Here is an 18,822-nt window from a genome sequence, read left to right as displayed (position 1 = left end):
GTAACCCAAATTCATTGGCATTTAGCTTCTGCATAATCTCAGACGGCATTGCTAGCCTATCGGCAGGTCTGGGCAACAGAACTTACAAACCCCGATAGAATATTGATTTCGCAGGATTTCTCATTCACAAAATAAAAAACGCCACCCATTTGGGTGACGTTTCTAACACGGTGGGCATGCTGTTCTGCGGGTCTAGGCGAATAGTTCATGCGCCAGCTCCAGCGCATCAATCAGAACATCGACTTCTTCCACGGTGTTATACATCGCAAAAGACGCGCGACAGGTTGCGGCAACGCCCAGATGATCCATCAACGGGCCCGCACAGTGTTGACCGGCGCGAACCGCAACGCCTTTTTTATCCAGGATGGTCGAAATGTCATGCGCGTGCGCAGCGCCATCCAAGGTAAAGCTGAATATTGCAGCCTTATCAGAAGCTTGCCCTTGAATAGTTACCCAATTCAACCCATTCAGACGCTCAGTGGCATATTTAGCAATTGCCGCTTCATGGGCAGCAATGGTCTCCATACCGATGTCCATCAAATAATTGAGAGCCACACCCAGACCAATCATCTGAACAATACCCGGCGTCCCGGCCTCGAACTTCATCGGAGCGTCATTGTAAATCACCTGATCGCGGGTGACCTCTTTGATCATGTCGCCGCCACCCATAAAGGGACGCATCTCAGCCATGCGTTCCGGGCGGATATAAATCGCGCCCGACGACGACGGACCGTATAGTTTATGGCCAGTTATAGCGTAGAAATCACAGCCGATGTCCTGCACATCAACCGGCATGTGAACCGCGCCCTGAGAGCCATCGACCAATACTGCGACCCCACGGTCACGTGCCTCATGGCAAATGGTTTTCACATCGACAACCGTTCCTAGAACGTTGGAGCAATGTGTGACTGCGATCAGTTTTGTCTTGGGGCCAATGGCATCCAGTACCGCCTGCGGATCCAGGCTTCCGTCTGCAGCAGTCTCAACCCATTTCAACACGACACCTTGCCGCTCACGCAAAAAGTGCCATGGCACGATGTTTGCATGATGCTCCATTACGCTCAGGATGATCTCATCGCCCGCCTGCAATTGCGGCATCGCCCAACCATAAGCAACCGTGTTGATGCCTTCGGTGGTACCAGAATTCATGACGATATGGTTCTCGTCACCTGCGTTTAAGAAACGAGAAATCGTGCCGCGCACGCTTTCGTATTCTTCGGTAGCGAGGTTAGACAGGTAGTGCAAGCCACGGTGAACGTTGGAATATTCCTCAGAATACGCACGTGTAATGGCATCAATAACCACTTTGGGTTTTTGCGCCGATGCGCCATTGTCCAGATAGGTCAGCGGCTTACCGTTCACTTGTCGGGACAAGATCGGAAAATCAGCGCGAATGTCTTCAACGTTATACATGGTCGGGTAGCCCCAATAGAGCGGGAGCCTGCGCCCCCAGTAGCAGAGATAGAAGAAAGACGATCACGATCGCCGACATCAAAACAGATCCGATGGCCCGCCAGATGGATGTAAACTGGTGCGCTTCCTTGATGAACAGTAGAAAGATGGCCAACATCACAAAATTCGCGACTAACGCAATTAACGAAGCCGCGAGGGGCACCACCAGATGCAGCAGCATGACCGCGACCAAAAGCGCGATCTGAACGGAATTCAACCAAACATTCACTGCCAAAATGCTGATAAAATCACCCTGCCCGCCGATCCAGCGCCCCGTCCAGGTCAGTAATACAGTCACACAAAGATGCAGACCAAAAACCGCACCAGCATAGGGCAAAGGCGGAATTCCGGATAGAATGCCGTTCCCACTTGGGAGGATCAGATCGGCGATCTGCAGAACCAGAGTATTGACGACGGCCGTCAGCAACAGCGCCAGAACAAGCGCCTGACGCGGCCAATCGACCGAAAGCAGGACGCGTGCCGCTGCTGTCGGCGCACTAAAAGTTAGGCTTGCAAGTGTTTGATATGGGATCATTCTTTTACCCAATAGGATTGCAGCATGCCGCTGGCCCAGAACCACAGGAATAGCAGAAACCAGATCCCGCCAACAAGCGTCAGCTCGGGTCCTGCGCCGATAAAACCAGCAACAAGCCCGTTCAACAACATCAACGGGCTGGCTGCAAGAAATGCCCAGAACAACGCCAAGCGCGCCTGACCGCTGTCACCAGAGCCACCAACAACCCGCGCGACACCATGGGCGACAAACGCCAAGCCATAAAGGAGCAAGGGCGCGATGAAGATCAACGCCAGAAGAGATCCTCCCAGCAGCATATTCAGCTCCTGCCCGGTCAGATGAGCCTCCCGTGCGCGAACCGGCATCTGGGCTATGAACGCAAGCGCGCAACCGGCCATCAGCATCGCCAAAAGACGATCTTCCCGCAGACCCATGGCAAGACGCCGCGCAATGACTTTGCGCGGCCCCCTGTAGGTAGCAATAATGTCCTGACTGACGGACATCAGCGGCGCCGGGCCAACCAGCCTTCCAGCCGGTCCACAACACTTGCCGCAATATCGGCGTCTTCAATCTCTTCCACAGCCTCAGCCAAGAAAGCGAGCGTCATCAGGTCTGTCGCTTCAGCATGCGGAACACCACGAGAGCGCAGATAGAATAAGCCTTCCTCATCAATTGCACCGGATGTGGAGCCATGTGAACAAGCCACATCATCAGCATAGATTTCCAACTCGGGCTTGGCGAGGAACTGGCTATCATCGTCCAGCAGCAAAGACTGAGAAATCTGATATCCATCAGTCTTTTGCGCGCCTTCCTTCACCAAGATTTTACCCTGGAATACACCAGTCGCACCGTTGCGCAGTACCTTTTTGAACACCTGGCGGCTTTCGCAGTTAACTGCATCATGTGTGATGAAAACTGTGTCGTCGTGAAGAAAGTCACCATCGCCCACGCAAGCGCCGGCAATATGAGCCATCGCATCATCACCGGTCAGCTCAATCACCGCTTCGTTTCGGGTCAGTACGCCATTCACCGTGAGCGTGAAGGTTTTGAAAACAGATTCCGTACCAAGACGAGCAAACATATGTGTAGCAGCGCGACGCTCATGATCACGCCCCTGCGCCCGAACCAAATGTAGTGCACCTCTATCGGCGACGTCGATTTCCATACATGTATTCAATCGCGACGCGCCGGGCCCGTTCTCAAGAATGGTCGCCGAGGCGCCGTCTTCGACACAGATCACATGGTGCAGGATGGCATCAGATGCCTCTGCTGCGTGACGGTAAACCAGATTGATCGGCTTGCTCGGACGTCCCGTCACACGAATGGCAACACCATCCTGAGCGAAGGCAGTGTTCAACGCTGCAAGAGGACGTTCAACCGGAGTCTGACCTCGCGCTTCAAGAACGCCGTACAAGTCTTTGGCCCAATGGATATCTTTGTCGCAGATATCAGAGATCCGCTCAATGCTGACCCCCTCCATCGCCAGATCATCCGATGCTTCAGGATCAAAGACACCATCAACAAATACGATCTTGAGGCGGTCAAATTCATTGAACATAGGCACTTCGCCGGAGTCGAAGACAGCCGCCTGAGGCGCTTCAGCTGAGGTCAGTGTGTCTGGACGGGTATACTTCCAGTATTCGTCGCGACGGTTGGGTAAACCCATGGTCTGGACCCGCGACAGTGCCGCTTGACGGGCCACCGCCAGACAGCCGCCCTCCGGCATGGTCAGCGTCGCCAACCGTGCCTCGGTTTCGCTTTGTTTTCTTTCAGCAAGCGCCATTTACACACCCTCTGCCAGAATGTCGGCGTAGCCATTGTTTTCCACTTCCAGCGCCAATTCCGGGCCACCAGTTTTAACAATGCGACCATCCGCCATGATGTGCACAACGTCGGGTTTGATGTGGTCCAACAGACGTTGGTAGTGAGTGATCACTAAGAAACCGCGACCTTCATCACGCAGGGCGTTGACGCCTTCGGCAACCAGTTTCATTGCGTCCACGTCCAAACCAGAGTCGGTCTCGTCAAGGATACACATTTTTGGCTCAAGCATCGCCATCTGTAGGATTTCATTACGTTTTTTCTCGCCACCAGAGAAGCCAACATTAACCGGGCGCTTCAGCATATCGGCGTCGATCTTGAGGGTCTTCGCCTTGGCACGAACCTCTTTGAGGAAGTCAGAGGCGCTCAACTCTTCTTCACCGCGGGCTTTACGCTGAGCGTTCACAGCCGTACGCAGGAAAGTCATGTTGCCAACGCCTGGAATTTCGACCGGGTATTGGAAAGCAAGGAAAACGCCTGCGGCAGCACGCTCTTCCGGCTCCATCTCCAGCAAATCCTCACCCGAAAGCGTGGCCTCACCATCAGTCACTTCATAGCCGTCGCGACCAGACAGTACATAGGACAGGGTCGACTTACCCGAGCCGTTAGGACCCATGATTGCGTGCACTTTGCCCGCCTCGACTGTGAGGTTGACGCCTTTGAGGATCTGCTTGTCCTCTTCTTCAAGTTTGACGTGCAGGTTTTTGATTTCGAGCATTTTTTCCTCGTTTCGATTTCTTGTAGGAGCCAACGGCTCCGATATGGTTTCAGCACCTTGCGTGCTAGTCTCAGGAATCCACGGATCCCCGACGTGTTATAAATTTTAGCCCAGGACCACAGCAGTGCCGCTGGCAGACACCATCAGCATGGACTGACCAACGACCTCATAATCAAGGTCAACTCCAACAACGGCGTTTGCGCCTTTGGCCCGGGCACGGTCCTCCAGCTCTGCCAGCGCGGTTTCACGCGCGTCCTGCAGCTTGCTTTCATAGGCACCAGAGCGGCCACCAACGATATCGGTGATCGAGGCAAAGACATCCCGGACAACATTGGCGCCCATGATGGCCTCGCCCACGACGATGCCTTTGTAGTCGGATATCTGGTAGCCTTCGACGTTTGGTGTGGTTGTGATGATCATTTCTTCCAATACTCCGACACTTTTTGCCCTTGCCGGGAGGTGAACCGCCAAAGCAACAGGGCAGGCCCTCCAAAAATCGCCAAACAGAGAAGCCCAGCGACAACACCATTCACGGCAAAGGCCGTAAAGACGGTAACCAGGAATACGAAGAAAAGAGGGTAGGCAATGCGGCGCAAGAACCAGAAGAACGCGACAGCGCGAACACCTTCTTTCGCGTTATATTCAAAGGCCTTGACCTCCGCTTCTGCCCTCTTTTCAACGGCCATGGCTTACCCCACAGACCCTTCCAGCGAGATCGCAACGAGCTGCTGCGCTTCCATTGCGAATTCCATCGGCAGTGCCTGCAGGACGTCTTTGCAGAAGCCGTTGACCACCAGTGCCACAGCCTCTTCCTCGTCCATGCCGCGCTGGCGGCAGTAGAACAGCTGATCGTCATCGACCTTGGACGTCGTCGCCTCATGCTCCACACGGGAGGAGTTGTTCTTCACCTCGATATAGGGAACCGTATGGGCGCCACATTTATCGCCGATCAGAAGTGAGTCACACTGTGTGTAGTTGCGGCTATCCTTGGCCTTCGGGTGCATAGAGACCAGACCGCGATACGTGTTCTGTGCCTTGCCCGCCGAAATACCCTTGGAGACAATCCGCGACTTGGTGTTCTTGCCGAGGTGGATCATCTTGGTGCCTGTGTCCGCCTGCTGCATGTTGTTGGCGATCGCGATTGAGTAGAATTCGCCTTGGCTTTCTTCGCCGCGCAGAATGCAGGAAGGATACTTCCATGTCACGGCTGAACCGGTTTCCACCTGCGTCCACATCACCTTTGAGCGGTCGCCGCGGCAATCGGCGCGTTTGGTCACAAAGTTGTAAATACCACCCTTGCCGTTTTCATCACCTGGATACCAGTTCTGAACGGTGGAGTATTTCACCTCGGCATCTTCCTCGATGATGATTTCCACCACTGCCGCGTGCAGTTGAGCGATGTCGCGTGCTGGTGCAGTACAGCCCTCCAAGTAGCTGACGTAGCTGCCTTTATCGGCAATAATCAACGTGCGTTCGAACTGACCAGTGTTTTCAGCATTGATACGGAAATACGTCGACAGCTCCATCGGGCAGCGCACACCGGGCGGCACATATACAAAGGACCCATCTGAGAACACTGCAGAATTCAGCGTTGCATAGAAGTTGTCAGAAACTGGCACCACAGTCCCGAGGTATTTCTTTACCAGTTCGGGGTGTTCGCGGACGGCCTCGGAAATCGAGCAGAAAATAACGCCAGCCTTTTTCAACTCTTCCTGGAACGTTGTACCAACCGAAACTGAGTCAAACACCGCATCAACAGCAACTTTACGGCCTTCTGCGGGCATGTTCTCTGCCCCCTCAACACCGGCCAAAATCATCTGCTCTTTCAAAGGGATACCAAGCTTTTCGTAGGTGGCGAGCAACTTCGGGTCGACCTCATCCAGAGATTTTGGCTTCACTTCCATGGATTTCGGTCGGGCATAGTAATACTGATCCTGAAAATCGATCTCAGGGTAGTCAACCATCGCCCAGGTTGGCTCTTCCTTCTGGAGCCAGCGATCATAGGCCTCCAACCGCCAGTTCAGCATCCATTCCGGCTCTTCGTTCTTTTCCGAAATCAGGCGCACGATATCGGTGGTCAGGCCCTTTGGCGCATATTCCATCTCGATGTCGGTTTCCCAGCCGTACTTATAGGCGCCGCCAACTTCGCGAACGGCATCAACAGTTTCCTGATCAACGCCTTCTTTTACCTGAACATCATCCAATGCGGTCATGGTCATCTCCTGCACTCACGCCACCCGGGCGCGATGTTTCTTTTGTTTGGCGCACCAGCTTTCGGCAAAGCGCAGCACATCCGTTTCTGTTGTGTCCGGCCCAAGTGAGACGCGCACGGCGCTCTGGGCGGTTAACTCGTCATATCCCATAGCGGTCAGTACCGCGCTGGCGCGCACCTTACCACTGGAGCAGGCGCTGCCTGCGCTGATTGCGAAACCCGACAGATCCATCTGCATGACCTGGGTTTCGCCTTTCCAACCGGGGGTCGCAAAACAGCTGGTGTTGGGCAAACGCGGCGCGGATGTCCCAACAAAAATAGTATCAGGACTGCCCGCTGCAAGGGCCGCTTCCATCAGGTCACGCAGCTCTGCTACCCGCTCCCAAACACCATTTGCCAATGTCTGTGCAGCAACCTCTGCGGCTGCACCAAAGCCGGCAATTCCAATAACATTTTCAGTGCCAGATCGACGGCCCATTTCCTGACCTCCACCTGTTATCTGCGCGGCGAGATCGGTGCCGCGTTTAAGAACGACAGCACCTACACCTTTTGGTCCTGCTAGTTTATGCGCCGAGATCAGCGCCATAGTGGCCCCCATCCAATTGAACGCCACCGGTAACTTGCCAAAGGCTTGCGTTGCATCTGTCACCGCCAAGCCCTGCGGCAGGATCTGTACAACCCCGGTTTCGGAGTTCGCCAGCTGCAAGGTCGAATGCTGAGGATCTTTTATCTCTACTTTTCCCTCGGTCGAAACTTGCAAATCCTCAATCACCCAAGATCTTACAGCGTCATGCTCAACTTCTGCGCCATGCAAATTACCGCTGCCCATCGCCAAGGCGGCGCCCTCGGTTGATCCAGAGGTAAAGACGATATCTGCTCCATCTGCGCCAAAGGCAGCTGCGACTTGAGCACGCGCGCGCTCCACCAGCGCCTTTGCCTCGCGCCCTTCGGCGTGAACCGACGACGGGTTTCCGCAAACATCCATCGCCGCAACCATCGCAACCTTTGCAGCATCGCAAAGCGGTGTTGTGGCATTGTGGTCAAGATAGACGCGCGACATCGGCAGTATTGATCCTTATTGTATCGCCCCAAGCGGTCCAACCGATGGCTCCGAAAGGGTGAGTATTCTACGAACAAGCGCTGTTCGCACCGGGAAGTTTGAGGCTTTGATTTACCGAATAGTCAGTCGTCCACAACCGAAAACAGCGTTGGCACAGCCGGACAGGGCACAAGATCGTTTTCAATCACATCCGACAGTCGGGTTTGATGCAGGAAGACATACACATGTGCGCTTAGCCCCTCCCACAACCGGTTGGTCAGGGATTGTGCTCGGCTACCAGATAGCCCACCCGAGGCTCCCGCCCCTTTGTGCATGGCATCAACGGTTTCATCCACCGCGCTCAACACATCTACGACGCGAATATCGGACGGAGCAGAGGCGAGACGATAGCCGCCACCGGGTCCCCGCACAGATACAACCAGACCGCTGCGACGCAATTTTACGAACAGTTGTTCAAGGTACGGAAGCGAAATGTCCTGACGTTTTGAGATCTCGCCCAACACCACCAGACTACCCTCAGGTTGTAGGGCTATATCCGCCAACGCAACCATTGCATAGCGTCCCTTGGTCGAAAGTTTCATATTCTCTAATCCCCAGACCCCGACGACACAGCGAAAAGATTGACCTTGAACGCCGCAATGCGTATCTCAGCGAGACGGCAGCGTAACTTGGCCTCTGCCATCAATTAGAACCGTTCTAAGGTGCCCTACGGAATTCGTCAAGTATTCCAAGCGGCATCCCCGAAAATAAGAGTAGGATTCACCCACCCATGCCTGAGGTCATTTTTCCCGGACCCGAAGGCCGCCTGGAAGGCCGCTATCACCCGCAAAAAGAAAAAGACGCGCCCATCGCCATCGTACTGCACCCGCACCCGCAGTTCGGCGGAACGATGAACAATAAGGTCGTCTACAACCTGCATTATGCATTCTACAACATGGGCTTTACGGTTCTGCGGTTTAATTTCCGTGGCGTCGGCCGCTCGCAGGGCGAATATGATCAGGGTGTCGGCGAATTGTCCGATGCCGCATCGGCGCTGGATTACCTCCAGTCGATGAACAACAACTCAAAGCATTGCTGGGTTGCCGGATTCTCGTTTGGGGCCTGGATCGGCATGCAATTGCTGATGCGCCGCCCTGAGATCACCGGCTTCATCTCTGTGGCTCCGCCCGCCAATATGTACGATTTCTCGTTCCTGGCACCTTGCCCATCTTCAGGCCTGATCATCAACGGCACCGCCGATCGTGTGGCTCCGCCCGCTGATACCGTGAACCTGGTGAACAAGCTGCACGAGCAAAAAGGCATCACCATCACTCACACCGAAGTGGAAGGCGCTGATCACTTCTTCCAGGATCCTTATATGGATCCGATGATCGACAACGTCTCTGACTACGTCAAACGGCGGCTGACAGAAAGCTCCCGCTGATGGGCACGATTGAGACGCTGGCACAGAAGCTGGCCGCCGACACACTAAAGGTTCAGGACGCCACCGGTGAAGAACGCCTTTATATGGAGGTAAGCCAGGTTCTGGGCGCGGCGTCTCAATCGTTGGAGGAAGCCTTTCTCACTGAAATGCGGGTGCGCCTTGCCGAACGCAAGGCGCGCGCCTTCCTCAACAGCAAGATCAGCGCGGCAAAGGCCAAGATCACGTCCAAGGCCCCCGAACATGACTGATGTATCGACGCGACTTGAAAGCCAGTTCCGCTTCCTGCTGGAGGCCGACAAGCTGCGTAGCGTTGATCGTCAGAACTTAATTCTGGATGGCTCACGTTGCGAGAATTCAGCCGAGCACAGCTGGCATTTGGCCCTTTATGCACTGGTCTTTGCGCCTTTCAGCCCAGCGGATGTCTCGGTTGAGCGTGTGGTGCAGATGTTGTTGCTCCATGATCTGGTAGAAATCGACGCGGGCGACCATCCAATTGACAATGATGTCGACTGGGAGGCTGTGGCCAGCGCCGAAGCCGCTGCCGCCACGCGATTATTCGCCCTGCTGCCTGCGGATCAATCCGCTTTTCTCCACGGGCTTTGGCGCGAATTTGAGGCCAGTCAAACCCCGGACGCACAATGGGCAAAGCGGATTGATCATTGCCAACCGATTTTCCAGACCATGTGCAATGCTGATGTGCCCGATGCCCATATAGATGTGGTGCGTGGCAATCTATTTGGCGGACGCGCTGCGGCTTTGGAAGAGGCATTTCCGGAGGTGTTTCACCATGCCGTTGCCCTGCTGGACGGACGCCAGCCCCTGGATACGATTACGGCGCCCCTTGCGTTCCTGAATGAGGTTGATGCGCTGAAAACAGTCCTGCGCGCCACCACTCTCGGGGACGGAAGTCGGCGCGAGAACTCTGCCGAGCATAGTTGGCATATTATGCTCTATGCGTGGGTCCTCGCTCAACACAGCCATGCGCCTATCGATATGGCCAAAGTGCTCCAGATGCTGATGCTGCATGATATTGTCGAGATTGATGCCGGCGACGTGCCGATCCATTCGACATTGTCGGAAGCCGATCATGCTGCCATTGCCGCAACCGAGCAGGCAGCGGCCCATAGGATTTTTGGCTTACTACCCGACGCTCAGGCCCTCGCCTTCCGTACTATCTGGGAAGAGTTTGAAGCCGCTGAGAGTGCTGAGGCTGTTTACGCCAAAGCGATCGACCGGGTGCAGCCTGTGTTGTTGAACCTTATGTCCGGCGGTGGCAGCTGGCGCGACTACAATGTCACGCTGGAGCAATTGGAGGCCCGTGTCGGTCATAAAGTCACGCGCGGCGCACCCGCTGTCTGGGATTATGTCCAAGCGACGGTCGCGCCCTGGTTTGCCGAGAACGCAAAAACCTGACGCTTCGTCGCACTTTGACATATGTTTTTGCCAACAGAGGTCACCATGCCGCTTCACTATGTCTATCTCACTCTGGCCGTTGTAGCCGAAACCATCGGCACGACGGCCTTGCAGGCTAGCCAGCAATTCACGCGGCTTGGCCCTTCGCTACTGGTGGTGATCGGCTACGGTCTGGCGTTCTATCTGATGGCATTGACCTTGCGCCACATGCCGGTTGGCGTTGTCTATGCGATTTGGTCGGGGCTTGGTATTTTCCTGATCGCCATCATTGGTTGGGTCGTTTTTGGTCAGCGGCTGGACCTGCCGGCCGTTCTGGGTCTCTTGCTGATCCTCGTGGGAATTACAGTGATTCACCTTTTTTCCAAGACAAGCGGCCACTAGGCGCAGCGTTCCTAACCAAAAGCAGCCTAATCCCTGACAAAGCGCACTGCAGTTGGTGTGGCGCGGGCTAAATGATGTATTTCCTCTGGCCTTTGGTGGCCTATCACGCTATGCGCGCGTCAACTTCCTTACAAAGGCTGACGTCATGGACCTGCGCAACATTGCGATCATTGCTCACGTGGACCACGGGAAAACGACCCTGGTTGACGAGCTTCTGAAACAATCCGGCGCCTTCCGCGAAAACCAGGCTGTGGCAGAACGCGCCATGGACAGTAACGATCTGGAACGCGAGCGGGGCATCACAATTCTGGCCAAGGCCACTTCCGTCGAATGGAATGGTACTCGGATCAATATCGTCGACACGCCCGGCCACGCCGACTTTGGCGGCGAAGTTGAGCGGATCCTGTCGATGGTTGACGGTGTTGTGCTATTGGTTGACGCCGCCGAGGGCCCCATGCCGCAAACCAAATTCGTGACCTCCAAGGCATTGGCCTTGGGCCTGCGTCCGATTGTTGTTGTGAACAAGGTCGACAAACCTGACGGTGAGCCGGATCGCGCCTTGGACCAGTGTTTCGATCTATTTGCCAATCTTGGCGCAGATGACGACCAGCTAGACTTCCCGACCATGTATGCGTCCGGCCGCTCCGGCTGGGCTGACATGGAATTGGACGGCCCTCGCAAGGATCTATCCGCCCTGTTCGAACTGGTCGTAGACCATGTTCCTGCCCCCAAGCAGATCGAACTCAAAGACGAACCTTTCCGCATGCTGGCCACCACACTGGGCGCGGATCCGTTTATGGGCCGCATCCTGACTGGTCGCGTAGAATCCGGCACTCTGAAGGCCGGTGACAGCCTCAAGGCGCTGAGCCGCGAAGGTGATTTGATCGAAAACTTCCGCTGCACCAAAGTACTGGCGTTCCGCGGTCTTAGTCAGCAGGCCATTGATGTGGCCGAAGCAGGCGACATCGTTTCCATCGCCGGTATGACCAAGGCAACCGTTGCCGACTCTCTGGTGGACACATCGGTTACTGAAGCCCTACCCGCACAGCCAATTGACCCACCAACCATCACCGTGACCTTTGGCATCAATGACAGTCCGCTGGCTGGCCGTGACGGTAAAAAGGTTCAGTCGCGCGTCATCCGTGATCGCCTGATGAAAGAAGCCGAATCCAACGTGGCTATCCAGATCTCCGACACGCCCGGTGGCGAAGCGTTTGAGGTTGCCGGTCGCGGCGAACTTCAGATGGGCGTTCTGATCGAGAACATGCGCCGCGAAGGCTTTGAACTTTCGATTTCCCGTCCTCAGGTGTTGTTCACCGAAGAAGACGGCGTTCGCATGGAGCCCGTCGAAGAGGCTACCATCGATGTGGACGACGAGTATTCCGGCGTCGTGATCGAAAAGCTTACCGGTCACCGCAAGGGTGAACTGGTCGAGATGAAACCAGCAGGTGTTGGCAAAACCCGTATTATCGCCCATGTGCCATCACGTGGCCTGATCGGCTATCACGGCGAATTCCTGACAGACACCCGCGGCACTGGCGTCCTCAACCGTGTCTTCCACGGCTGGACTGCGCATAAAGGCTCTATTCCCGGCCGACGCGCAGGCGTTCTGATCTCCATGGAGAACGGCACCTCGGTTGCTTATGCTCTTTGGAACCTCGAAGAGCGTGGCAAGATGATGATCGGTGCTCAGGAAGACGTGTATACCGGCATGATCATCGGCGAACATAGTCGTGACAACGATCTCGAAGTGAACCCGCTCAAAGGTAAGAAGCTGACCAACGTCCGCGCCTCGGGCACAGATGACGCTGTACGCCTGACGACGCCGATGAAGCTCTCGCTGGAAGAAGCGATCGCCTATATCGACGATGATGAGCTGGTCGAGGTGACGCCGAATTCTGTGCGTCTGCGCAAACGCTACCTTGATCCCCATGAGCGCAAGCGCATGGCGCGTGCTAACGGATAAATCCAAACGCAAAGGCCGCCCAAACCGGGCGGCCTTTTTGCTATCTACACTCCACGTGCTATCCTAGGTAAAACAAACACTTACCCAAGGTTACAATCGTATGCGCAAACTACAGGTTCAAGGCGTCCATCACATCACCTTGACTGGTGCCGACCGGCAGACATCCATTGATTTCTGGGAGGGCGTTCTGGGTATGCCCTTCATCTTTGACCAGCCCAATCTGGATGATCCAGACGAAGGGCATCTCTATTTTGATCCGGGTGATGGTCGCCTGATCACCGTATTCACCAACGAAACCCGCAATCCTAACCGACGTCGTACGCCCACAGATCCTGGCTGCGTCCATCATCTGGCGTTCAACGTAGCCAGGGCGACCTTCAGCCTGGCCACCGAACGGCTGGCAGAACGCGGGATTAGCCACTCCGGTCCCAAAGATCGTGGCTTCATGGATTCGATCTACTTCAAAGACCCAATGGGCCTAATGATCGAACTGGCCTGCTACAAATTTGAACCCCCAAATGGATGTACCCACGCTGACGTCATGATTGAGGCGCACCGCATTCGCGTCGCAGCCGGTGACTACAATATTGCGGAAAAACATCTGGCCGATTCAATTGAGCGCCTGGTCACTCAGCGACAGCAAAGCCTGTCGGAAGATCGCGCACCGCGAAACCCGTATTGAACGCGCAATCGTCGTTTATCAAAATATCTTAAACAAAAAGAGCGGCCGAAGACCGCTCTCTTACAATACCAATCATACAGATGAGCTTACTCAGTGATCTCAACCACCATCAGCTCACGCTCGGAAGCCCCGCGCGCATGGTTCAGAGCCTCTTGGTATTCCGGGCTATTGTAGCAATCAACGGCGGCATCAACACTCGGGAAACGTGCGACCACATTGCGCGGGCGTTCTTTGCCCTCCAGTTGCACAAAACGGCCACCACGGGCAATGAACTCACCACCATGTTTGGCGACGGCAGGACCTGCCAGTTCGGCATATTTGCCATAGGCATCGGCATCGGTAACCGTGACATGCGCAATCCAGAGTGCGGGCATCAGATGTGATCCTTTCGAGAAATCTTTCCAGCAAGTTACGGGTTTTGCTGGAAAGGCCAAGCATTTTTTGACCTAACGATCAACAATCGGTTCAGCCTGCAAGTAAAGCCTCTGCCGCTTTGATCGCACCCTCAGCGCCAGCAAAATCTTTACCGCCACCCTGCGCCATATCGGGACGACCGCCCCCGCCCTTACCACCAACTGCCGGAACAGCCGCTTTCAGGACATCAACCGCAGATACGTCGCCGGTCAGATCATCAGTGACACCAGCAGCAACAGCGACCTTACCACCGTCATTCGCGATCAGCAGGATAACACCAGAACCGATCTTCTGCTTATGCGCATCAATCAATCCGCGTAGATCCTTACCAGAGACACCTTCAAGCGCCTGGCCAAGGAATGTCTTACCGCCGATCTCTTTTGTCTCAGCTCCGCCACCAGAGCCACCGCCCATAGCAACCTGTTGTTTCAGCTGTGAAACCTCGTTCTGCAAGGCTTTACGCTCATCCATCAGCGCCTTCAGACGATCCATCACCTCATCAGGCTGCGCCTTGAGGCTGTTAGCAACCTCGGCCATCCGCAAGGCTTCGCGATCAAGATGAGCAAAAGCTTCGGCACCGGTCAGGGCTTCGATCCGGCGTACACCAGCAGATGACGCGCTGTCGCTGAGGATCACAAAGGTACCAATGTCACCAGTCTGGCGAACATGGGTGCCGCCGCAGAGTTCGATTGAATAGGTGTTGCCATCCTGACCTTTTCCAGTTGCGGCCTCACCCATTGAGACCACGCGGACTTCATCGCCGTATTTTTCACCGAACAACGCTTGCGCACCCAATGCGCGGGCATCATCAGGTGTCATGATACGTGTCTCAACCGGGGTGTTCTGGCGAATGAATGTATTCACATCAACGGCGACCTGACGCAGCTCTTCGACACTCAGGGCTTTGTTGTGGCTGAAATCAAACCGTAGGCGGTCATCTGCATTGAGCGAGCCGCGCTGCGCAACGTGGTCACCCAGTGCTTCACGCAGAGCCTCGTGCAGAAGATGTGTGGCCGAGTGATTGGCACGAATTGCCGTGCGGCGGGCGTGGTCCACCTCAAGCTGGGCTGCTGACCCCTTGGTCACTATGCCGCTCTCCACCTTGGCGATGTGAATAAAGACGCCAGCAGACTTCCGTGTCTCTGTAACCCGAAGCAGGCCACTATCGACACGGATCAGACCGCTATCGCCAACCTGACCACCGGATTCTGCATAGAATGGCGTCTGGTTCAGGATCACCTGAACCTCGCTACCTTCGCCGGCCTCGGCAACCTGTTCGCCGTCAGCAACCAAGGTCATAATCTGGCCTTCGGCGACTTCGGTCTCATAGCCGAGGAAATCGGTTGCGCCTGCCTGATCTGCAATATCGAACCAAATCGTGCTGTCGGCTGCCTCGCCTGAACCAGACCAAGCAGCGCGGGCTTTCGCCTTCTGCTCGGACATGGCGCTGTCAAATCCGTCGGTGTCAACGGTCCGGCCCTTTTCACGCAGAGCATCCTGCGTCAGATCAAGCGGAAAGCCAAAGGTGTCATATAGTTTGAAAGCCGCCGCACCGGGCAGCGGTGTTCCCTCGTCCAGATCTGCCAGTTCATCATCCAGCAACTTCAGGCCACGATCGAGCGTCTGCTTAAAACGTGTTTCTTCTTGCTGTAGCGTTTCCTCGATCATTGGCTGAGCACGCCCCAGCTCGGGGTAGGCAGCGCCCATCTGCTGCACAAGCGCCGGAACTAAACGATGCATAACCGGATCTTTGGCTCCCAGTAGATGCGCGTGGCGCATCGCACGGCGCATGATGCGGCGCAGAACATACCCGCGCCCGTCATTCGACGGCATCACGCCATCGGCCATCATAAAGGAAGTCGAGCGCAAATGGTCGGCGATCACCCGATGATGTACGTTCTGATCACCGTATGGGTCTACATTGGTCACATCCGCGGATGCTTCAATCAATGCCTTGAACAGGTCGGTGTCATAGTTGTCATGACTGCCCTGCAGCAGTGCGCCAATCCGTTCCAGCCCCATTCCGGTATCGATCGACTGCATGTCCAGCGCCTTCATCGAACCGTCTTCAAACTGCTCGTTCTGCATGAACACGACGTTCCAGATTTCAATGAACCGGTCACCATCTTCGTCCGCGCTGCCCGGAGGGCCACCCCAGATATGATCGCCGTGGTCATAAAAAATCTCGGTGCAGGGACCACAGGGACCGGTCGGACCCATCTGCCAGAAATTATCTGAGGTATCGATGCGGATGATCCGGTCTTCGGGCACGCCGACTTTCTTCCAGATCTCAAACGCTTCGTCATCTGTGTGATAGACGGTAGCCAAGAGCTTGGTCTTGTCGATTCCAAATTCCTTGGTAATCAGCTCCCAAGCAAAAGGGATCGCCTCTTCCTTGAAATAGTCGCCAAAGGAGAAATTCCCTAGCATTTCAAAGAACGTGTGGTGACGCGCTGTATAGCCAACGTTGTCGAGATCGTTGTGCTTACCACCCGCGCGCACACATTTCTGCGAAGTTGTTGCGCGGCTATAGTCTCGGGTTTCGACCCCAGTAAAGAGGTTCTTGAACTGCACCATGCCTGAGTTTGCGAACATCAGGGTGGGATCATTGCGCGGCACCAGCGGGCTGGAGGACACGACCTCGTGACCTTGCTTGGCAAAGTAGTTCAGAAAAGTAGAGCGGATGTCATTGAGCGTCGGCATATTCGGGATCTCTCTGCTGGCTGTCTCAGCGTTTCGGGAAGATGTATCCGGCACCAGAGTGCCTGTCCAGCGCTGCGGCGCGGAAAGCCGACATGAAAAAAGGACGCGGAGGTCACCGCGCCCTGATTTGGTCTGATTTTCTTGCCTAAATCCAGTAGACCCGGGATCAGGCTTCCAGGATATCGTCGTCCGCGCCCTCAGGGCGATCAAAATCCAGCCCATGCGCTGCCCTGATCTTATCCTCGATATCAAAGGCAATATGGCTGTTTTCACGCAGGTAGGTTTTGGCATTTTCACGCCCCTGCCCGATGCGTTCGTCCCCGTAAGAGAACCAGGCACCTGATTTGGCAACAACCCCGGCTGCGACACCAAGATCCAGCAGCTCGCCCATTTTTGAAATGCCTTCGCCATACATGATGTCGAATTCAACCTGTTTGAACGGTGGGGCCACCTTGTTCTTCACAACCTTAACGCGTGTTGCGTTACCAACAACCTCGTCCCGATCCTTGATCGCGCCGATACGGCGGATGTCCAAGCGGACGGAAGAATAGAACTTCAACGCATTGCCGCCGGTTGTTGTCTCTGGCGAGCCAAACATGACACCGATCTTCATCCGAATCTGGTTGATAAAGATGACCATACATTTGGAACGGCTGATCGAACCTGTCAGTTTGCGCATCGCCTGGCTCATCAATCGGGCCTGCACACCAACATTGCTGTCGCCCATATCACCTTCAAGCTCTGACTTTGGGGTCAGTGCGGCAACGGAATCGACGATGACCATATTCACGGCCCCCGACCGGACCAGTGTATCCGTGATCTCCAGCGCTTGCTCGCCAGTGTCTGGCTGTGAAATCAATAGCTCATCCAGATCCACACCCAGCTTTGCAGCGTACTGCGGGTCCAGTGCATGTTCCGCGTCCACAAAGGCGCAGACGCCACCTTTTTTCTGCTGCTCAGCAATACAATGCAGCGTTAGCGTGGTTTTACCCGAACTTTCCGGGCCATAGATCTCAACGATACGACCCATAGGCAGGCCGCCGATGCCAAGCGCAATATCCAATCCCAGAGAACCAGTCGAGGAAGCCTCGATCTCGCTCAGAGGATTACCATCGCCCAGCTTCATAATTGAGCCCTTGCCGAACTGCCGCTCAATCTGCGCCAGTGCACTATCAAGCGCCTTCTGTTTGTCGCCGCTCTTCTTATTGTCTTTCATGGTCAAAAGATCCGCCATAGTCCCTTGTCCCTTTCTATGTGTCACACCCGCGAGCGGGCGGCAATCACTGCTTTGTTCACCTCTTGTTCTATATGAGATCAAAAAGAGAACATTGCAACAACAATCATACGTGGCCACTCCTGATCTGATCTGGTGGCCAAGAGGGTTAAGAGAGTGTTATCCAAGGGTGAACCACAATTTTCGCTGCGGGTTTTTCACGGTATGCTGATCTTTTTCAAGGAACGACTTGCGCTTCTCAGCGTGCCAAAAACTGGCACCACGGCCTATCAATCCGCACTTATGTCACGCGCGGACATGGTTTTTTCCAACCCGCCACAGCTGAAACACGCACCGGTATATCGCTACAATCGCTGGATTCGGCCGATGTTGGCCAAGGTCTGTGATGCTGAAATGGACCTGATTGCAGTTATGCGCGAGCCCATAAGCTGGCTTGGCAGTTGGTACCGGTATCGACAACGCAGTGATCTGCGTGGTCATCCAAACAGCACCATCGATATCAGCTTTGATGACTTTCTGCGTGATGCTTGCAAGGGCAAGCCCCCTGCCCACGCTGATGTCGGCAGTCAGGCCAAGTTTCTGGAACCGCAACCCAATGGCTGCGCCGTGACGCATCTGTTCCGCTATGAAACACCCGATGCTCTACATGGGTTCTTACAAGACCGCCTACAGACCCAGATTGCCCCGCCGCGGCTGAATGTCAGCCCCAAGGCCGATCTGCAGCCTAGCATTGATGTTCTTGAGATCGTCAGGCGCAAGCGCGCCTCTGAGTTTGAGCTTTATGAAAGTCTAAACTGAACGTCGGATATTTGGACCGCCATACGGTGTT

General features: G+C 55.1%; 20 protein-coding genes. 7 read left to right on the top strand and 13 right to left on the bottom strand.

From position 1 onward, the window contains the following. Window positions 1-192: 192 nt before the first annotated feature. The 10 genes from ACEWZM_RS18580 to iscR all read right to left on the bottom strand — a co-directional run bounded on the left by ACEWZM_RS18580 (window position 193) and on the right by iscR (window position 8,358). On the bottom strand, window positions 193-1,413 hold the full coding sequence (locus ACEWZM_RS18580) for a cysteine desulfurase (RefSeq protein WP_414007860.1): 1,221 nt from the start codon (window positions 1,411-1,413) through the stop codon (window positions 193-195). Beyond that, window positions 1,406-1,987, bottom strand: a complete 582-nt coding sequence (locus ACEWZM_RS18575; protein ID WP_414007859.1) for a YIP1 family protein — start codon at window positions 1,985-1,987, stop codon at window positions 1,406-1,408. Before ACEWZM_RS18575 ends, ACEWZM_RS18580 begins: the two co-directional genes overlap by 8 nt. Further along, window positions 1,984-2,469 (bottom strand): YIP1 family protein, encoded by a 486-nt coding sequence (locus ACEWZM_RS18570; RefSeq protein ID WP_414007858.1) that lies wholly within the window; start codon window positions 2,467-2,469, stop codon window positions 1,984-1,986. Before ACEWZM_RS18570 ends, ACEWZM_RS18575 begins: the two co-directional genes overlap by 4 nt. Beyond that, on the bottom strand, window positions 2,469-3,749 hold the full coding sequence (locus ACEWZM_RS18565) for a SufB/SufD family protein (RefSeq protein WP_414007857.1): 1,281 nt from the start codon (window positions 3,747-3,749) through the stop codon (window positions 2,469-2,471). The genes ACEWZM_RS18570 and ACEWZM_RS18565 overlap by 1 nt, the downstream gene beginning before the upstream one ends. Further along, window positions 3,750-4,505, bottom strand: a complete 756-nt coding sequence (gene sufC / locus ACEWZM_RS18560; RefSeq protein ID WP_414007856.1) for a Fe-S cluster assembly ATPase SufC — start codon at window positions 4,503-4,505, stop codon at window positions 3,750-3,752. Between the two features lie 105 nt (window positions 4,506-4,610). Further along, entirely contained in the window at window positions 4,611-4,925 is a 315-nt protein-coding gene (locus ACEWZM_RS18555) for a heavy metal-binding domain-containing protein (RefSeq protein ID WP_014879981.1), read from the bottom strand. Then, window positions 4,922-5,191, bottom strand: coding sequence for a hypothetical protein (locus tag ACEWZM_RS18550; RefSeq protein ID WP_414007855.1), 270 nt, complete (start codon window positions 5,189-5,191; stop codon window positions 4,922-4,924). Before ACEWZM_RS18550 ends, ACEWZM_RS18555 begins: the two co-directional genes overlap by 4 nt. Before the next feature lie 3 nt (window positions 5,192-5,194). Beyond that, entirely contained in the window at window positions 5,195-6,718 is a 1,524-nt protein-coding gene (gene sufB, locus ACEWZM_RS18545; RefSeq protein ID WP_414007854.1) for a Fe-S cluster assembly protein SufB, read from the bottom strand. Between the two features lie 15 nt (window positions 6,719-6,733). After that, the gene (locus tag ACEWZM_RS18540; protein ID WP_414007853.1) at window positions 6,734-7,777 is read right to left on the bottom strand and encodes a cysteine desulfurase family protein; all 1,044 of its coding nucleotides are present in this window, start codon (window positions 7,775-7,777) and stop codon (window positions 6,734-6,736) included. Between the two features lie 122 nt (window positions 7,778-7,899). Then, window positions 7,900-8,358, bottom strand: coding sequence for a Fe-S cluster assembly transcriptional regulator IscR (gene iscR, locus ACEWZM_RS18535; protein ID WP_414007852.1), 459 nt, complete (start codon window positions 8,356-8,358; stop codon window positions 7,900-7,902). A gap of 188 nt (window positions 8,359-8,546) precedes the next feature. Between iscR and ACEWZM_RS18530 the strand changes: the two genes are divergently transcribed. From ACEWZM_RS18530 to ACEWZM_RS18505, 6 genes are all read left to right on the top strand, one after another. Continuing rightward, the gene (locus tag ACEWZM_RS18530) at window positions 8,547-9,200 is read left to right on the top strand and encodes an alpha/beta hydrolase (RefSeq protein WP_414007851.1); all 654 of its coding nucleotides are present in this window, start codon (window positions 8,547-8,549) and stop codon (window positions 9,198-9,200) included. Then, window positions 9,200-9,448, top strand: coding sequence for a hypothetical protein (locus tag ACEWZM_RS18525; RefSeq protein WP_414007850.1), 249 nt, complete (start codon window positions 9,200-9,202; stop codon window positions 9,446-9,448). Before ACEWZM_RS18530 ends, ACEWZM_RS18525 begins: the two co-directional genes overlap by 1 nt. Continuing rightward, the gene (locus ACEWZM_RS18520) at window positions 9,441-10,613 is read left to right on the top strand and encodes an HD domain-containing protein (protein WP_414007849.1); all 1,173 of its coding nucleotides are present in this window, start codon (window positions 9,441-9,443) and stop codon (window positions 10,611-10,613) included. The genes ACEWZM_RS18525 and ACEWZM_RS18520 overlap by 8 nt, the downstream gene beginning before the upstream one ends. A 45-nt stretch (window positions 10,614-10,658) precedes the next feature. After that, window positions 10,659-10,994, top strand: coding sequence for an SMR family transporter (locus tag ACEWZM_RS18515; RefSeq protein WP_414007848.1), 336 nt, complete (start codon window positions 10,659-10,661; stop codon window positions 10,992-10,994). A 145-nt stretch (window positions 10,995-11,139) separates the two neighbouring features. Further along, window positions 11,140-12,960, top strand: coding sequence for a translational GTPase TypA (typA, locus tag ACEWZM_RS18510; RefSeq protein WP_414007847.1), 1,821 nt, complete (start codon window positions 11,140-11,142; stop codon window positions 12,958-12,960). A gap of 100 nt (window positions 12,961-13,060) precedes the next feature. Continuing rightward, window positions 13,061-13,642: a VOC family protein gene (locus ACEWZM_RS18505; protein ID WP_414007846.1), complete on the top strand. Its 582-nt coding sequence runs from the start codon at window positions 13,061-13,063 to the stop codon at window positions 13,640-13,642. Window positions 13,643-13,728: 86 nt separating this feature from the next. Here ACEWZM_RS18505 and ACEWZM_RS18500 read toward each other — a convergent pair whose 3' ends face one another. The 3 genes from ACEWZM_RS18500 to recA form a co-directional block, all read right to left on the bottom strand. Continuing rightward, window positions 13,729-14,016, bottom strand: coding sequence for a DUF1330 domain-containing protein (locus tag ACEWZM_RS18500; RefSeq protein ID WP_414007845.1), 288 nt, complete (start codon window positions 14,014-14,016; stop codon window positions 13,729-13,731). A 91-nt stretch (window positions 14,017-14,107) separates the two neighbouring features. Further along, a complete protein-coding gene (gene alaS, locus ACEWZM_RS18495) occupies window positions 14,108-16,759 on the bottom strand; it encodes an alanine--tRNA ligase (RefSeq protein WP_414007844.1) in 2,652 nt (883 codons plus the stop codon). A gap of 166 nt (window positions 16,760-16,925) precedes the next feature. Further along, a complete protein-coding gene (gene recA, locus ACEWZM_RS18490) occupies window positions 16,926-17,993 on the bottom strand; it encodes a recombinase RecA (RefSeq protein WP_414007843.1) in 1,068 nt (355 codons plus the stop codon). Window positions 17,994-18,197: 204 nt separating this feature from the next. On the opposite strand from recA, the gene ACEWZM_RS18485 reads away from it, so the two are divergent. After that, window positions 18,198-18,791 (top strand): gamma-glutamyl kinase, encoded by a 594-nt coding sequence (locus tag ACEWZM_RS18485; RefSeq protein ID WP_414007842.1) that lies wholly within the window; start codon window positions 18,198-18,200, stop codon window positions 18,789-18,791. Window positions 18,792-18,822: the final 31 nt, after the last annotated feature.

It is taken from the genome of Phaeobacter cretensis (assembly GCF_047372505.1).
Taxonomy (GTDB): domain Bacteria; phylum Pseudomonadota; class Alphaproteobacteria; order Rhodobacterales; family Rhodobacteraceae; genus Phaeobacter; species Phaeobacter cretensis.
This window is presented reverse-complemented; position numbering and strand designations above follow the sequence as displayed.

What these genes read in the sequence shown, in the direction of transcription:
- ACEWZM_RS18580 (WP_414007860.1), bottom strand. Translation starts at nt 1,413, where the DNA reads ATGTATAACGTTGAAGACATTCGCGCTGATTTTCCGATCTTGTCCCGA.
- ACEWZM_RS18575 (WP_414007859.1), bottom strand. Translation starts at nt 1,987, where the DNA reads ATGATCCCATATCAAACACTTGCAAGCCTAACTTTTAGTGCGCCGACA.
- ACEWZM_RS18570 (WP_414007858.1), bottom strand. Translation starts at nt 2,469, where the DNA reads ATGTCCGTCAGTCAGGACATTATTGCTACCTACAGGGGGCCGCGCAAA.
- ACEWZM_RS18565 (WP_414007857.1), bottom strand. Translation starts at nt 3,749, where the DNA reads ATGGCGCTTGCTGAAAGAAAACAAAGCGAAACCGAGGCACGGTTGGCG.
- sufC (WP_414007856.1), bottom strand. Translation starts at nt 4,505, where the DNA reads ATGCTCGAAATCAAAAACCTGCACGTCAAACTTGAAGAAGAGGACAAG.
- ACEWZM_RS18555 (WP_014879981.1), bottom strand. Translation starts at nt 4,925, where the DNA reads ATGATCATCACAACCACACCAAACGTCGAAGGCTACCAGATATCCGAC.
- ACEWZM_RS18550 (WP_414007855.1), bottom strand. Translation starts at nt 5,191, where the DNA reads ATGGCCGTTGAAAAGAGGGCAGAAGCGGAGGTCAAGGCCTTTGAATAT.
- sufB (WP_414007854.1), bottom strand. Translation starts at nt 6,718, where the DNA reads ATGACCGCATTGGATGATGTTCAGGTAAAAGAAGGCGTTGATCAGGAA.
- ACEWZM_RS18540 (WP_414007853.1), bottom strand. Translation starts at nt 7,777, where the DNA reads ATGTCGCGCGTCTATCTTGACCACAATGCCACAACACCGCTTTGCGAT.
- iscR (WP_414007852.1), bottom strand. Translation starts at nt 8,358, where the DNA reads ATGAAACTTTCGACCAAGGGACGCTATGCAATGGTTGCGTTGGCGGAT.
- ACEWZM_RS18530 (WP_414007851.1), top strand. Translation starts at nt 8,547, where the DNA reads ATGCCTGAGGTCATTTTTCCCGGACCCGAAGGCCGCCTGGAAGGCCGC.
- ACEWZM_RS18525 (WP_414007850.1), top strand. Translation starts at nt 9,200, where the DNA reads ATGGGCACGATTGAGACGCTGGCACAGAAGCTGGCCGCCGACACACTA.
- ACEWZM_RS18520 (WP_414007849.1), top strand. Translation starts at nt 9,441, where the DNA reads ATGACTGATGTATCGACGCGACTTGAAAGCCAGTTCCGCTTCCTGCTG.
- ACEWZM_RS18515 (WP_414007848.1), top strand. Translation starts at nt 10,659, where the DNA reads ATGCCGCTTCACTATGTCTATCTCACTCTGGCCGTTGTAGCCGAAACC.
- typA (WP_414007847.1), top strand. Translation starts at nt 11,140, where the DNA reads ATGGACCTGCGCAACATTGCGATCATTGCTCACGTGGACCACGGGAAA.
- ACEWZM_RS18505 (WP_414007846.1), top strand. Translation starts at nt 13,061, where the DNA reads ATGCGCAAACTACAGGTTCAAGGCGTCCATCACATCACCTTGACTGGT.
- ACEWZM_RS18500 (WP_414007845.1), bottom strand. Translation starts at nt 14,016, where the DNA reads ATGCCCGCACTCTGGATTGCGCATGTCACGGTTACCGATGCCGATGCC.
- alaS (WP_414007844.1), bottom strand. Translation starts at nt 16,759, where the DNA reads ATGCCGACGCTCAATGACATCCGCTCTACTTTTCTGAACTACTTTGCC.
- recA (WP_414007843.1), bottom strand. Translation starts at nt 17,993, where the DNA reads ATGGCGGATCTTTTGACCATGAAAGACAATAAGAAGAGCGGCGACAAA.
- ACEWZM_RS18485 (WP_414007842.1), top strand. Translation starts at nt 18,198, where the DNA reads ATGCTGATCTTTTTCAAGGAACGACTTGCGCTTCTCAGCGTGCCAAAA.